The 14,983-nt window shown below is 34.6% G+C and carries 11 protein-coding genes; 9 read left to right on the top strand and 2 right to left on the bottom strand.

Annotated features, from left to right (window positions below):
• Positions 1-11: 11 nt before the first annotated feature.
• Positions 12-863 carry a TPM domain-containing protein gene (locus ACFIMI_RS02945; protein ID WP_375629027.1) on the bottom strand — a complete coding sequence of 284 codons (852 nt, stop codon included), beginning with the start codon at positions 861-863 and terminating at the stop codon, positions 12-14.
• The gene (locus tag ACFIMI_RS02940) at positions 863-1,489 is read right to left on the bottom strand and encodes a LemA family protein (RefSeq protein WP_375629028.1); all 627 of its coding nucleotides are present in this window, start codon (positions 1,487-1,489) and stop codon (positions 863-865) included. The genes ACFIMI_RS02945 and ACFIMI_RS02940 overlap by 1 nt, the downstream gene beginning before the upstream one ends.
• 421 nt (positions 1,490-1,910) lie before the next feature.
• Here ACFIMI_RS02940 and ACFIMI_RS02935 point away from each other — a divergent pair, with 421 nt between their 5' ends.
• From ACFIMI_RS02935 to ACFIMI_RS02895, 9 genes are all read left to right on the top strand, one after another.
• Positions 1,911-2,687 carry a class I SAM-dependent methyltransferase gene (locus ACFIMI_RS02935; RefSeq protein ID WP_375692225.1) on the top strand — a complete coding sequence of 259 codons (777 nt, stop codon included), beginning with the start codon at positions 1,911-1,913 and terminating at the stop codon, positions 2,685-2,687.
• 1,313 nt (positions 2,688-4,000) lie between these two features.
• Positions 4,001-5,539: a histidine ammonia-lyase gene (gene hutH, locus ACFIMI_RS02930; RefSeq protein ID WP_375629031.1), complete on the top strand. Its 1,539-nt coding sequence runs from the start codon at positions 4,001-4,003 to the stop codon at positions 5,537-5,539.
• 369 nt (positions 5,540-5,908) lie between these two features.
• Positions 5,909-6,298, top strand: a complete 390-nt coding sequence (locus ACFIMI_RS02925; RefSeq protein WP_375632399.1) for a hypothetical protein — start codon at positions 5,909-5,911, stop codon at positions 6,296-6,298.
• A 448-nt stretch (positions 6,299-6,746) separates the two neighbouring features.
• Positions 6,747-8,129, top strand: a complete 1,383-nt coding sequence (locus ACFIMI_RS02920; RefSeq protein WP_375688796.1) for an amino acid permease — start codon at positions 6,747-6,749, stop codon at positions 8,127-8,129.
• 943 nt (positions 8,130-9,072) lie between these two features.
• The gene (locus ACFIMI_RS02915) at positions 9,073-9,234 is read left to right on the top strand and encodes a hypothetical protein (RefSeq protein WP_375613123.1); all 162 of its coding nucleotides are present in this window, start codon (positions 9,073-9,075) and stop codon (positions 9,232-9,234) included.
• Between the two features lie 122 nt (positions 9,235-9,356).
• Entirely contained in the window at positions 9,357-9,770 is a 414-nt protein-coding gene (locus ACFIMI_RS02910; protein ID WP_375613122.1) for a hypothetical protein, read from the top strand.
• A 363-nt stretch (positions 9,771-10,133) separates the two neighbouring features.
• On the top strand, positions 10,134-10,535 hold the full coding sequence (locus tag ACFIMI_RS02905; protein ID WP_375613121.1) for a hypothetical protein: 402 nt from the start codon (positions 10,134-10,136) through the stop codon (positions 10,533-10,535).
• 161 nt (positions 10,536-10,696) lie between these two features.
• Positions 10,697-11,146 (top strand): hypothetical protein, encoded by a 450-nt coding sequence (locus ACFIMI_RS02900; RefSeq protein WP_375613120.1) that lies wholly within the window; start codon positions 10,697-10,699, stop codon positions 11,144-11,146.
• 949 nt (positions 11,147-12,095) lie between these two features.
• Positions 12,096-14,849: an autotransporter outer membrane beta-barrel domain-containing protein gene (locus ACFIMI_RS02895; RefSeq protein ID WP_375692224.1), complete on the top strand. Its 2,754-nt coding sequence runs from the start codon at positions 12,096-12,098 to the stop codon at positions 14,847-14,849.
• Positions 14,850-14,983 lie beyond the last annotated feature (134 nt).

Raw genomic sequence — 14,983 nt, 5'->3', positions numbered from 1 at the left:
CCACGTTCCTTTTACCATCTTCCTGTTGCACCACCACCACCTGATGATCCACCACCACCCCTAAATCCCCCTCCACCTCGAGGACCACCGAACCTTCCACCAGGATATCTGCCACCGGCACTTAAGTTAAGAAACCAAGGTGTGAAGATGATCCCCAGCCAGAGATACTTTTGTGGACCCACTTTTTTACCAAAAATCATTGCAAGAATGGGCAAACCAACGACTATAAAGAGAATGAGAAACATAATTGCATTGATTACCATTTCTTCTTTTTCAGCTTGTTTACGTTGTTCTTCAACGATTTTAGCTTTTTCTTTGATGCGAAAAGTAAAATCAGAATCACTTTCTGTAATAACTTTGATAATTGTATCAACTGCTTCAGCAATTCCTTTTTGATAATTTCCTTCGCGAAAATTAGGAATCATGAAGCTATTAATAATGACGGAGGAAAGAGCATCTGTTAGCTCTCCTTCCAAACCATATCCAACTTCGATACGTGCTGTGCGTTCATTCGGTGCAATGACCAGTAATACACCATTATTGATCTTCTTTTGGCCTAATCCCCATGTACGAAAAAGAGAATTGCTGTACGTTTCTATATCGTTGCCCGAAAGAGTAGGGAGTGTTACAAGAACAATTTGATCTCCCGTTTTCTCTTCGAGTGCTGCCAGTTTTTTTGTCAAGTCTTCCTTGGTTGCATTATCGAGCAAATGAGCCACATCATTAACATAACCTGTTAAATGAGGAAATTTTATTTGCGAACAAGCGATACTTCCCAATGCAGCAACTAAATACAGAGAGCAGATAAAAGCCCATAATTTTGGAAATACAATACGTTGCAAAGAGTATCGAAATGATTTCATTAATTAAAATTAACCTTTGGTGTTTGTTGGCTATCAGTATCGATGGTAAAAGTTGGCATAGGTTTAGCATCACGAAACCATAATTTTGCCCAAATCATCGTCGGCATTGTTTTGAGTGCAGTATTGTAGGCACGTACTGTTTCAATATAATCGCGGCGCGCAACGGAAATACGGTTTTCTGTTCCTTCTAATTGTGATTGAAGAGCAAGAAAGTTTTGGTTTGCTTTAAGATCCGGATAGTTTTCAACAACAGCCATAAGTCGCGAAAGTGCACTTGATAAATTTGCTTGATTTTTGAGATATTGCTGCATAACTTCTGGATTATTCAACATATCTGCATTAATGTTGACTTGTGTTGCTTTAGCACGTGCTTCAATTACATTTGTGAAAACACTTTGTTCATGAGCTGCGTAAGCTTTAACTGTTTCTACAAGATTGGGGATGAGATCTATACGACGTTGATATTGATTGAGCACTTCACTCCATGCTGCATGTGCTTTTTCTTCATTTGTTGGTATCGTATTAAATCCGCACCCACTTAAAAATGGCACTAACCATGCCAAAAGAATCACGATTGGAAATTTTTTTAATATTTTAAACATTGAAGAAGTTTGTACATTTAACATAAAGATGTCTCCACAGATATTTTATGTATTATATAGGGTTTATTTTCTTGGTGGAAAGTATTTTGAACTTTATAAACAGGCGTATTTATCAATAAATTGATATCTCTCTGCGTTTTAGGTACGCTTAAGTGACTTGTTGATGTTAAAATAATAATAGTAATATAGATGTCATCTTATAAAAGATCAATAATATTTATATCAATTATTATTACAGAAAAATATATTATTTTCGTAGGAGTTTTGGGTTTCGCAACGTGCAGATAACAATTGGAAAAGAGAAAAATGTAAGTATCAATCTTATGGAAAGATAGAAGGTCAGGGCAGTTCTTATTTTCCTCCTTTAGAAGTTATGTTTAATACATTGGATAAAAAGGCTTTTTTATTATGTATGGTAGTAATTGAGAAGGAGGGTGAAAGTCCTATGATAGAAAGTGTTCAGCGGCAAAGTGAAAAGTTTGATGGATTGGCTAATGATTATGATCGTTATCGTCCTCGCTATCCCCTTACTTTATTTAAAACCATGCTCCATCCTTTTAAGAACAAAAAGCATTTGTCCATTGTGGATGTGGGTGCTGGGACAGGCATCGCATTAGAGGGAATTGTTAAATTTTTAGGAAATGAGCACCAATATCATGCTATCGATGTATCGGCAGATATGATTAAGCCGGGGCGAAAAAAATTTCCTACGGTGCAGTGGTATCAGGGCCGTGCCGAAGACCTATTGCCTCAAATTGGCGAGGTTGATCTTGTCATTGCAGCGCAAGCGTTTCAGTGGATGGATCGTCCCAAGTTGCTTTGTTCTGTTTCAGATCAACTTCGAGTCAATGGTGTCATGGCGGTTATTCAAAATAATCGTGATTTCAAGCATAGCGAATTTCTAGAGGCTTATGAGACATTGTTAGAGAAAATGAGTCCGAATTATTCCCGTTATTATCGTAATTTTGATTTTTTACAGGAAATGACTGATGGCTTTGGGGTAGATCCAGAAAAGATTTTTTTTCATACGCACAATTGGACGATGATGATCCCATCTGAAGCTTTTATTGGAATGAGCCGCTCTTCAACGCAAGCGCAACGCGCTATTGCTTGCTATGGGGAAGAATATTTGCGGCAATTGGTCGCATTGATAAAGAAATATGAAGTGCAAGGCAATTTGGAGCTTTTGTATCGAAGTGAGCTCTATATGTATGCAGGATAATCCGATATCGATGATTGCTTTTGCTCTTTTAGCACATCAGAGTGGGCGGTATTCAGGAAATTAACGCCTTATTAAGGCAGACTTTGAGGGCGAAAGTTTTTTTCTTCAGCATTCACATTGACATCTTATTACCGCTGATTTTCATTGTTCACTTGATATGAGAGAGTTTAAATAGAAAATTTATGTAGTGCATTATAGTATCGAAGCGCTTTTTTTACTGCAGTTTAACAACAGATTATTTTATAAAATAAGAAGAGGTAGATTGAATAGAAATATTTGATAATTCTTTGTTTTTATGATTGTTTTTTGTTATTAAATGAGAGTGTTTTTAATAAATTTTGACAAAAACAACTGAAAAAGTACAAAAAATTATCATAATCAGAAATTTGTAGTAAAAAAGGTAATGGCTTGGAAGCACCTTTAAAAAACAACTCATTTTGAAATTATCTCTAAATTCAGATTCAATATAACAAAAAAGTAAAATATAAATATGCTATATGAAGCATTTCTCTGTTTAAAAGATATAATATAAAACAATATATTAATTATTTTTTTTGATATAAGAAAACTTCTTTTATTTTCTATTTTAAATAACGGGTTAGGCCGATTCTTATGTGGTTTTATTGAAGATGTGTTTTTCAAGGTTTAATCTGGCGCTTTAAATACAATTTTAGAAGTCGCAAATAAGCTCAATTTCTTCTCTGTTGTGATGTGTTGAATAAGTTTTTTAATTTTCTATAGAGTTTGATTTTTGCAATCATGATAGATTGTGACAGCTATCTATTTAAGGTTTTTATAAGTTTAGTAAGAATAGCTTGATAATAAATCCATTGATTTTTTCATCTTTACGCTTCATAAAAGAATAAGCCTGCACCATCCACACTTTCATCTCCCAATGTTGCGACAGCCCTTGACACGGTTCATAAGAGGAGTTTTTAGTCCTTTTTTACAGTTTTATCCATACGCCAATCTCGCTTATTACGTGCAAGCGAATGGTTTTGATTTATTCAACATACACAGATTTGGAATGAGAGAGTTTTAAGATATTCAGCTCTCTCATTTAATATGAAGCATGCTAGATTATGATTATAAATTAAAGCTTTATCTATTTTTGAAATCCATGACTTGGTTGTGTTTGTCAATATTTCATTTTCATTTATCGTAAACTATTCTACTTTTGGATAATAACTCCATTGTAAGGAATACCTTTAAGAAAGCATTCTCGCTTTAAAGAGTCGTTATAGTTTTTTTTGTTTTATAGAAGGATCAATAATGCTAAACGTTATACTTTGATAAAAAAAAGAAAGTAGATTATGACTATTATACTGAAACCGAGCGAGGTGACGCTTAGTGAGCTTGCAGCTATTTATTTTAATGGTGAAGTGAGTAAACTTCATAATGACACGCATTTAGCTATCGAGAAAGGGGCTCAGCGCATTGCTGAAATTGCTGCTGGAAGTGAGCCTGTGTACGGTATTAATACTGGTTTTGGGAAGTTGGCTTCCATTAAAATTGATGCGGACGATGTCGCTGTTTTACAGAGAAACCTTATTTTGTCCCATTGTTGTGGGGTAGGAGAGCCTTTAGCTGAAAATATTGTGCGTTTGATAATGAGCTTAAAGCTTATCTCTTTAGGAAGAGGGGCTTCAGGAGTTCGTCTAGAATTGGTAAATTTGCTGGAAAATATGCTTGCAAAGGGCGTCATTCCTGTCATCCCTGAAAAAGGGTCTGTTGGTGCTTCAGGTGATCTAGCTCCACTTGCTCACATGGCGGCTGTTATGATGGGAGAAGGAGAAGCATTTTTTCAAAATATTCGTATGAGTGGGGCGGTTGCATTAGAGAAAGCGGGATTGTCCCCTATTATTTTAGAGGCAAAGGAAGGTCTAGCTCTTATTAATGGAACTCAAACATCAACAGCCCTTGCACTTGCTGGTCTTTTTCGAGGTTATCGGGCATTGTGTGGTGGATTGTTGGCAGGGGCTTTGACGACAGATGCTATCATGGGATCAACGGCGCCATTTCATCCTGATATCCATATTTTACGAGGACATTATGGGCAGATTGCTGTATCGAAAACATTAGAAAAGCTTGTAGAGGATTCAGAAATTCGTGCAGCACATTTACGGGGGGATGAGCGTGTACAAGATCCTTATTGTATACGTTGCCAGCCACAGGTCATGGGGGCATGTTTTGATATTTTGCTGGCAGCAGCAAAAACACTGATTATTGAAGCAAATGCTGTTACAGATAATCCATTGATTTTAAGGAATGGTGAAGTTGTATCAGGTGGGAATTTTCATGCTGAACCTGTAGCGTTTGCTGCTGATCAGATTGCTCTTGCTTTATGTGAAATAGGATCTATTTCTCAACGGCGTATTGCTCTTATGGTTGATCCAGCAGTTTCTTATGGACTTCCAGCTTTTTTAGCGCATAATGCGGGTCTTAATTCAGGTTTTATGATTGCTGAAGTAACAGCGGCAGCTTTAATGTCTGAAAATAAGCAAATGGCCCATCCTGCTTCCGTTGATTCAACCCCAACTTCTGCCAATCAAGAAGATCATGTTTCAATGGCTTGCCATGGAGCGCGTCGGTTATTGGTAATGAGCGAAAATCTTTTTACACTTATTGGCATTGAAACGCTTGTTGCAGCACAAGGAATTGAATATCGTGCACCTTTAAAAACAAGTACTTTTTTGCAATCCGTTATGGAATGTCTACGAAAAAATGTTGCTTCTCTTAAGGAAGATCGCTATCTGGCTCCAGATCTTCATCAAGCACATATACTTGTGCGTGAAGGGCACTTATTATCTGTTTTACCAGAAACAATTTTTCCTTCATTAAGTTTTCAATAGTATTTGTTTGAAGGTCAATGCTGAAGGGCGGATATTGAATTTTAAAACTTTCTCATATGAAAATATAGAGGAGCGATACAATATTTGAATTATTTAATAAATCATATATTTATTACTGTATATATCTGATTTTTGTAGTTAACTAGATATTATGTTATTTTATAGAAACTATAAACTTAAAGCACCTATATTTTCTGATTTATATCAGAAATTTTAATATAAGTTAAATAATATCCACGAATTATATATTCGTGATATTATATTTCTATAAATATAAATTATAATATATGTATTGTATCGAGTAAAAATAAAAGTTTTATTTTATATTATTCTTATTTGTTAATACTTTATGAATTTTATAGTTTATTTTTGATATTTAAAATAAAAAAGGAGAAAGGAATGTTTAAAAGTGCTAAATTATGTGTTTCAATAACAGTTCTTTTTTTCTCTCAAATTCTTGAGATTCATGCAAATTTTAGGAGAGGTAGCTTTCCAGAGGAAGTTTTCATTATGATAGTGGCCCAAGAGAAAGAGCCTCTTATTTCAGCGAAAAACAAAGATTTTATTGCTATATCAGGGCAAATTCCCAGAGGTAAGGAGAACGCTATCATCGGACCAACAATCAAAGATGCTCTTTTTACCGTATATTTTTTTTTCATTGGAAAGCTTGTCGTTAAGGCAGCTGGAGTCCTTAAAAGATGGGTTGTAGATACACTTTCTCATACTTTTGAAAACTTGCGAGATTCGTATTATCATTAATTGAGCTATTCAATTGGCGTAAAAAGTTTTTTTATAAGCTCAAAGAGAGTTGGCTTAAAGTAACAAAAAATTAATTGTATGCATAGTTAATGTGTTTGTTATGAATTTTTAGGCTTCTATTTCAGTGCACTGAAATAGAAGCCTAAAAGTTTAGATTACATTAAGGTTAATTTTCTCTGTAAAAAACTAGAGAATACGAAATGAATTAAATGACAATTATGAAAAAATTCATTATCACTTTATTTGAATAAAATAATACGAAATTGTAGGCTATAAAAGCTGAATAATTCGCAATAAAAGTATTTTTTCATTGTTTAGAGCAAAGTGTTGGACTGGCTGGTCTTCGATGTTTTTTGAAATATATTTGTGAAAGAAACATGAGGCTTTATTTCTCATAGAGCTGTTATCGTGGTGTGGATTGTCAGCATTTCAAAAAGTAAGGAAAGAAATGGCAATAAATGAACTGAAAAGAGGGATGAGTAAGCGCCAAGTTATTTTTTTAGCTCTTGGTTCTGCTATTGGAACAGGTCTTTTTTATGGGTCTGCACAGGCAATTAAGCTTGCGGGTCCCAGTGTTTTGATTGCCTATTGTATTGCTGGTTTAGCTATTTTTATGGTTATGCGGGCTCTAGGAGAGATGATACTTCATAATCCATTGCCTGGTTCTTTTGCTCGTTATGCGGCAAATTATATATCACCATTAGCAGGTTTTTTAACGGGATGGACATATGTATTTGAGATGATTCTTGTTGGTTTGGCTGATATTACAGCTTTTGCGACTTATATGGGGTTTTGGTATCCTGATGTTGCTCCTTGGGTATGGGCACTGAGTATTACATTAATCATCACAGGTATTAATTTAGCGGCTGTAGAAGTCTATGGTGAACTAGAGTTTTGGCTATCTTCTATTAAAGTTATCGCTATCATTGCGATGATTATTTTAGGAATAGCAATTATTTTTTGGGGGTGGGGTGAAGGTGCAGATTTTTCTACCGTTACTGTTCATAATTTATGGAAAAATGGTGGACTTTTTCCCAATGGTTGGTTTGGTTTTTTAGCTTGCTTTAGTGTTGTTGTTTTTGCTTTTGGTGGCATAGAAATCATTGGCATGGCAGTTATGGAAGTTCAAAACCCTCATCAAACGATTTCAAAGGCAATTAATTCTACTCCAGTTCGTATTTTGCTTTTTTACGTCATGACGTTAGCTATTTTAATGTCTCTTTATCCTTGGAATGAGATTGGTCTCATGGATAGCCCTTTTGTATCCATTTTTGAAAATCTTGGGATTTCATATGCAGCAAATATTTTAAATATTGTTGTTGTTACAGCGGCTATTTCAGCAATGAATAGTGGAATGTATGGTGCTTGTCGTATGATCCATGGTTTATCGCAGGAAGGTTATGCTTTAAAAAAGTTTCAATATTTATCAAAAAACGGTATACCAGTTTTTGTTATTTTGATGATCTTCGGTATTTTTCTTCTTGGTGCTGTCCTTAATTATTTTTATCATGAAAAGCTTTTTTTTCTTATTGCTGTAATGGCAACATTTGCGACAGTTTTTGTTTGGATGATGATTCTACTTTCACAATTTTTTATGCGAATTAAGATGCCTAAAGAAGCTCAGAATGGTTTAAAATTTCCCATTCCATTTTGGCCAATAGGATCGATTTTTTCTATTTTATTTATGGTTTTTATTTTTATTCTCCTATGGTATTTTGATGAGACACGACCAGTTTTAATTATAGGTGTTATTTGGATTGCTTGGCTTGTTATTTGTTTCTATGCACTTAAACTTTATAATTTTAAGCAAAAGAAGCTGAATAAAATGTGAATAGAGAAAAAACTCAAAACAAATAGCTGATGTCATCAGGAGAACAGGTGTTTGATTGTTTTCTCTAAAGGTTAGAACAATCTAGATTGAAAAAATCTGCTCGTTATTATTTTGCTTTGGAAGTTTTTGTGAACCATTGTTTACGGTAACGACAAAATCATATAAATATTAGGCGTTTTTTTGATGGTGAGCTGTGCCATCAATATAAGTCTTTCAGGTTAAAATGCCTAACAGTGCAAATAGATTTTACCAGATACATGATTATAGGCAGATATCTTTTTCTAAACGTATTAATGAAGTTCTGTTTCACGAAAGAAGTTATTGTAAGAATTGTTTTTTAGCTCTTTAAAAAATTGGTTGTTTAAATTTTGTTGTTTAGAAAATTACTATTGCTTTTAGAAGCGAAGATAAAGTTCTTTATGTATTTTTTCTCAAAGAGGATTGGCGTTGGTAGAAAATAGTGGATAACAAAGTTACATGAGGCATTGTATCATTGTTTTTACAAAAACTTTAATAAACAGCAGCAAGGTATTACAATAAAATCTCATAGAAGAGTAAATTAAAGAGAACAATGAACGTGTGACAGTTTTACGATTCTTATTGCTCTCACAAGAGGAAGGATCAAACTTATTTTTTTAATATTGATACAAGAGTAATTTTTATCACAAGTGGAGGCGGACAAAATGCACTCCGCAACTGTATTTCGGTGCAAAATTATTCGGTATTACCATAAAAGGCGCTCAAGAACACTACAACCAGCAAAAAAATCATCGGAAAGTGGCTTTTTACACGAGAAATCTTCCAATAGCTCTGAACACACACAACAACAATTCTCTCTATCCTTGAGGCAACAGGCAATGTTGATATGGATGTACAATGAGATGCTACGATTATTGCTTCTCATCTGATTTCTGGTCAAGATATCAATGTAATGGGGGAAAGTATGACGATTGTTGGCATGACAGACCATCATAGCAGCCATTCACAGACGCATGAAACAGGTTTTGATGGGAATAAATTTGACTTTGTAAGCAGAATTATTGGCGGTAATGGCTATACCTACGAAACGATACCTGCTGGCAGTAACGTTTGGATAGAATGGTAGAGAGTGGCTACAAATCCCATAAATCCCCATACCTGTCTTGGAGATGCGGGTCCAAAATGCCAAAAATTTTATGGCACATCTCATTTAGAACAAAAGCCTTGAATTAGATCATGGAGTAAAAAATGAAACACATCGTAAAATTATTAAGTGCTGTAACTTTGTTAAGTATAGCTGGATGTCAGTTTAATAAGCCTCCTTCAGGATATTTGACTGCTTGGGAAAAACCAGGAGCAGATTTTACAGAGATAGGAAAAGGCTTGTTAGAATGTGGTATGCCAACTCCTTATGATGTCGATCCAGAAAACAGAAAGCAGAGCATCAATGCAAAAGCAACAACTTATGCTTGCATGCTTCAATCAGGTTTCCGCTATAAAGATGAAGAGGTAGCAAGAGCGGGTGGACCATGTTATACTTTTAGAGCCGAAAACTTGCCGATTTGTCGTTCAGGCGCTGTCATCCCGAGGCGCAGTGTCAAGAAGCGCTTGAACAGCCCTTTTTGTAAAAAATATAAAAATGCACCTGAATGCAAACCTTAAGTCTTGCTGTTTGTGACGATCACAATCCCTACCTTCATGTTTCTCATACCCGTACGCGGGGGGCTTAATTCAGCATGTCAATGCTATTTATTTATGGGTACCACAACTGTTGGCGCAATAATATGAAATATCTATTTTGGTTATAATCAAAATATTGATAATAATTATAAGCATATCGTTGATAGATAGATGATTTTAGTAATAATTTTACCGTATTTTTGATATAATAATTATGGCATAATCTTCGGAAAGATAAAAATAATATAGGTTGATAATGTTCATCATTGTTTTGGAAATAAAAAACAGCATGTAAAATAATTTATAGATTGTTTCGTAATCTCAAAATTACTCAAGGATAGGAAAATGAAGCAGATTTTAAAATTATTAAGCGGGATAACCTTATTTGTTATGGCTGGATGCTACCCTGAGCAGCCTTCTCGAACAGCTGTAGATGCATGGGAAAAATCAGGTGCTGATCAGCTTGAGATCAAAAAAGCTCTGTTAGAATGTGGAATACAGCATCTTGATGGTCGTCTTGATACAGAAACAAGTACTGATGAGAAATTCAATGCTGAGGAGTCTGTGAATGCATGTATGATCCAAGCAGGTTTCCAAGATAAATTGGGAAGAATGAAGTGGTGTGAGAAATATAAAAATCTTCCAATTTGTCAGCCTGATGCAGTTATTCCTCAGCGAAGTGTCGAGAGGCGTTTGAATAGTCCTCATTGTGAAGAGCATAAAGAACAACCTGAATGTCAACCTTAAGTATTGAGGCTGCTGTAATCAAAAATCCTTCCATTCTTGTTTTTGCATGGGGGGTGGGATTGTTTCTTCAATATCTATATGCTAACAAAAGTCATCTTGCGTGTGAGTAAATATTAGAAGACTTATCAGTCTTTCTATCGTAAATATTGACGGAGGGGGAAATGAAAAAAACATTGAAATTATTGAGTGCTATAATTTTATTAAGCTCTGCTGGGTGTATTAGCAAACCTCCCCCATCGACGTTAGAATTATGGGAAAAGTTTGGTGTCAGTAAGTCTATGGTCCAACAAGCACTGTCAAAATGTGGTTGGAAACCAATCTACGCTTCTTCTGAAAATATGGATTCTCGTGCAAGTGATTTTGCAGCAGTTTATGAGTGCATGACTAAAGCAGGTTATCGGTACAAATTACAAGATTCAAAGGGAATCTATTTTTCATCAACGCCGCGAAGTGATTCATTTTTAGTCAATTTAATGGTAGCAGGGTATCAGCAGGTTATGGACAATGATACTTTTGGTGTAACCAATTCGACACAACAAGAGCGAAATTTGATGTTACGTTTTGAAAATGATAAAAAGCGCCAGAAAATAAAAAAAGCTTTGCACAAGTGATCATCAACAGTAGAACGTTAATTTTTAAAGCAATAATTAAATAAAAATATTAAACGGGAGAAGAGAGAAATATAGCTCTTTTGTCTCTAATGTAGTTATATTCATCAGCTACGAGATTGGCAATAGTGTTGTTGTCAGATGATGCTAGCGGAGGATAGTGAGTTGTTGTTTAGAGAAATTTATTCAATATAAAGAATGGCAAATAATAGCTTTGCTAAAATATCTTCTTTAACGATAATAAACAGATAGCTTTCATAGAGCTAATTTTGATGAAATTTTATTTTGGTGTTTTTTAAGTTCAGAATGGTGAGTGTTTTACTGTATTTTAGATTTTATCAAAAGATCTAAAATATTACATTTATTAATTCAAATCATTGATGATAGGGTATTAGGAGAAGTTTTTTATTTATTCAAATTTCTTTGTTAGATATCTAGCATTTTTAATATAGAAATTGTGTACATTAGCTTATACATTAGTGTGCAATTTCTTGTTTTTTTGTTGTAGTTGAAGAGATGATGCGGTTATAGATTTCGTATACTGTATCTTTTTGTTCTGTGTTTTATTAAAACGTTTTAATCGTTTAATCTTAAAAGTTATTCTCATTTTGTTGTATTTTTATTTTTTGGTGGTGAGATAAATTGAATATTATATCTCTTCAAAATTCGCATTTTTTTACGTTTTTTTAAGATTGGTTTTTTGGCCTTTTGTAATTACAGTTTCCAGCGGTTTTTGAGATGCATTCTTTAAAGGGATTTTCATCCTGAATGGTATTTTTAAACTTTTTGTTCTTTCTTTACATAAAACACAAAACATATTATTTGAATACTATGATTTTATCATAAAAAATAAAATAATTTTGTTTGTTTTATTCTTGTTGTGTTTAATTTGTGGTTTATTTTTTTGCCAGCATTTTTTGTTTTTGTTGAAAAAAGAAAGTTTTGAAAAACAATGATAATCAAGGTATCTAACAATCACTTGTATTCGTGCGTTTTTACAGCAGCTATTTTTTCTTTTTTGTTAAATATAAATATTGAGGCACATTCTCATTCATATACATCACTGTCATGTGACAAAAACAAATTACCTTATGAATGCAGTGATGGTTCAAAGCATACAATTAGTGATAAAGTATATAAATTCACGGCGCCTGTTAAAGAAACGAATGGGGAGGGTCGTTCTCTCATGTTACCTGCTGCTATAGTAGTGCAGGAGCCAAATACAGTTATTCAGGCAACGCGTGTAGAGGTTGAAGGGACTGCGGGTATAGAAGATATTTATGGTGTTTTTGTATCACGAGGGGGAAAAATTGTTTTGAGCGATTCAGCTTTTAAAAATGTATCAATAGGTCTTAAAGCTGATAATGGAATGATTGAGGTTGATCGTGGAACAATTGAGGCTTTTCAGATTGCTGCTTATGCAGAGAAGCGAGGAGCATCTGTTACGTTAACGAATACAAAAATTAAAGTGGAAGGTTTGGGTATCGGTCAAGAGAGTGCTCTTTTCGTTAGTGCTGATGCGGGTATTCAGATGAAAAGTGGATTTATTGATGTGAATGATGCTGCTGCGCTTTATGTGGGGAGAGGGGGGAGTGCGACTTTAGATGGTGTTACCATTGCTTCAAAATATCAAAAAACAGAAGACAAAGAAAATACAAATGAAAAAATTACACATACAGTTTTCAATGTAAAACATCAGGGTTCTGTTTATGTAAAAAATACGAATATTATTTCTACGGATGTTCATGTTTTAACAGTTGGACAAGATTCTAACACGCCATCCAATAACGGCAGGGAAGGAAATATTTTAATTTCGCGGGTTAATATTGAAGATTCAACAATTAAAGCAATAGGTAACAAACATGGTATGTATTTTGAGAGGGATGAGGAAAATGATGCGTATGAACAGGGGCTTGTCTTTTTGAAAAGGACGATTTTTGAGGTTCCAGATGGGACAGCTGTTCATAGTCATAACAGTCGTATTTATATTGGAGTAACAGAAGGTACAAAAATTTTTGGTGACTTATTATTAACAGCTGAAAAAGGGGGAAGTGTAGCGATTTTGGCTAATTCTTCTTCATTGATAGGAGGGACTCGTGTTGCCGATGATTCTATTGCTGAGCTTTATTTAACAGGGGGATCAAAATGGTTTTTGACAAAAAGAAGAGAGATCGATTTGCAAGTTGCAAACCGTACAAGTTCGTCTATTTCATTTGTGAAAGTTTCTGATAGTTTTATTGCTTTTGAGACTCCAATGTTTCAGGAGTATCAGACACTTCATATTGGGAAGGGAGAAAAAGAAGTTTATAGTGCGCAAGATAGGGCAGATATTTATCTCAATACGCATCTCAGTAGTGATGGTTTGCTCGATAATACAAAAACTGATCGGCTTTTAATACATGGTGATGTTTCTGGAAAAACAACAGTTTATGTGCAATTTGTTGCAGGAAATCAGGGTGAGATAGCAACCGGTGAAAATGCTCATAGTATTTCACTTATTCAGGTTTCTGGAAAAGCGGCAGAGGATTCTTTTCAGTTAAATCGTGCTTATATCGCATTAGAGGGTTTGCCTTACCAATATTATCTTCATGCTTATGGTCCAGCTTCTGCTCTTGGAAATGCACAAACTTCTCAAAGATTGGTTGAAGGAGATGGAGATTTTTGGGATTTTCGCCTTGAAAGTAAATATATTCAGCCTGTTTTAGAGGTGTCTGCTATTCCCCCTTCTGAGTTAAAGGTCAGAGAGGTTGTTCCACAAGTTCCGACCTATCTTTTGTTACCAAATGCTTTGTTTCATGTTGGGCTCATGGATATGAGTCATCAACAAAAGCAGTTGCAAGTTAGGCGGTCTATTCCTCGTAAATTATTAAAAGTTGAAGGGAACTTTGCTTTATCTGTCCACGGTTATGGTGGGAGTTATCGTTATGTCTCAGATCTTTCTACACTTAAATATGGGTACGATGGTCATGTTGATTATAACGCTATAAAAACAGATATTTTGCTCAAAACAATAGAGCGTGCATATAGTACGACATCTTTTGGGATTATGGGAACCTATGGAAAGCTTTCCTTACAACCTCATAACGTGGAACAAAGTCAAAAGAGTACATTTAATAAATGGTCATTTACGGCATATGCTAGTGTGAAACATTACACTGATTTTTACGTAGACGGTCTTTTATCTTATGGTTTGTTTAAAGGGGATGTGCGTAGCCGTGTTTGGGGTAAGACGGCGACATTAAAAGCAAATCCTTTGAACGTGTCGTTTTCTGCTGGTAAAGTGTCTATGACAGGATATAAAGATCTTATTTTTGATCCGCAACTTCAGCTTATTTATCAACATCTTCAATTTGATAAGTTTCGTGATATTGATGGATTTGATGTTGAGATGAAAAAAATAGATCAATGGTTTATGCGTGTTGGTGGGCGTTTAAGTAAAACATTTACAGCCTCTGAAAAGGATCGTATCATTTCTTTTTATGGAAATATTCATCTTGCTCATTGTTTTGGTAAAGAACAATTTGTTCATTTTAAAGATGTTTTTCAGTTGAGTTCTTTTGGTTCTTCCTTAGAAGTTGGCTTGGGTGTCAATTCACAGTTTTCTTCTAAAGTTACACTTCACAGTGATCTTAGCTATCAGCATAGGTTAACCAAGGCTGGTTTTTCTGGAGTTCGTTTTTCTGGTGGATTGCGCTATCATTTTTAAGCAATCTTTTTAAAAATAATAAATGTGATTTTCGAAGTCTTGTTCTACTATCGGAATTAAAACCATTGTTTGTGCAGAATTTTTTAATAATGGTACCATGTGCTTTAATAAATATGAAAATATCATGTTGATTT

It is taken from the genome of Bartonella sp. AP4SXKL (assembly GCF_042195845.1).
Lineage (GTDB): Bacteria > Pseudomonadota > Alphaproteobacteria > Rhizobiales > Rhizobiaceae > Bartonella.
Note: the sequence above shows the minus strand (reverse complement) of the source record. Positions and strands in the feature narration are given on the sequence as shown.